Consider the following 1,121-nt stretch of genomic DNA (forward strand, 5'->3'; position numbering starts at 1 on the left):
CGTATTGGGCACGGGGATGAACATCCATACCGACGCTTACAGCGTGACGCGTGCGTGTGCGACGAGCTTCCAAGCGGCGGTAAACGTAGCAGAGAGCATCATGGCTGGCACCATTGAAATTGGTATCGCTGGTGGTGCGGATTCATCTTCTGTTCTTCCTATCGGTGTGTCCAAAAAACTTGCTGCTAACCTGTTGGCTCTAAGCAAAACCAAAACATTGGGTCAGAAGCTCAATATTCTCAAGAGTCTGAGTTTTAAAGATCTCATGCCTGTTCCGCCAGCCGTCGCGGAATACTCGACGGGTTTGTCGATGGGACAAACGGCAGAGCAAATGGCGAAGACGCACGGTATCTCACGCGCAGAACAAGATGCGCTAGCTCATCGCTCTCATACATTGGCATCCCAAGCTTGGAAAGAAGGCAAAATCCAAGGTGAGGTGATGACCGCTTTCCCTGAACCTTACAAAAAGTGGATTTCTGAAGATAACAACGTTCGTCACGACTCTACGTTAGAGGGCTATGCAAAGTTACGTCCTGCATTTGACCGCCAGTACGGCAGTGTTACTGCAGCAAACAGTACGCCGCTGACTGATGGCGGCGCGGCAGTGATGCTGATGCGCGAAGGTAAAGCGAAAGAGTTGGGCATGGAAATTCTTGGCTACATCCGTGGCTACGCATTCTCAGCGATTGGTGTGGAAAAAGACATGCTGATGGGACCGACTTACGCGACTGCGAAAGTGCTCGAAAACACAGGCTTGGAACTGTCGGATCTGACTCTGATCGATATGCATGAAGCGTTTGCTGCTCAAGCATTGGCAAACGTGAAAATGTTTGCCTCAGATAAGTTTGCTCAAGAAAACCTAGGTCGTTCGAAAGCGATCGGTGAAATCGACATGGATAAATTCAACGTGCTCGGTGGCTCAATTGCTTACGGTCACCCATTCGCGGCGACGGGTGCGCGTATGATGACGCAAACTCTACGTGAACTGAAACGTCGTGGTGGTGGTATTGCATTGAATACCGCTTGTGCTGCGGGTGGTCTTGGCGCTGCAATGATTCTGGAGGTTGAGTAATGAGCGAGCAAAAAGCATTTAGTCTTAACGTTGATGAGCAGAACATTGC

Annotated in this window: 1 protein-coding gene; it reads left to right on the forward strand. The window is 50.1% G+C overall.

Features of this window, described 5'->3' with window-relative positions; translation table 11 throughout:
- The coding region (gene fadI, locus R8N28_RS26380; protein WP_318183805.1) for an acetyl-CoA C-acyltransferase FadI at positions 1-1,072 on the forward strand (1,072 nt) is incomplete at its 5' end.
- Positions 1,073-1,121 lie beyond the last annotated feature (49 nt).

The organism is Vibrio sp. Vb1554 (assembly GCF_033344235.1).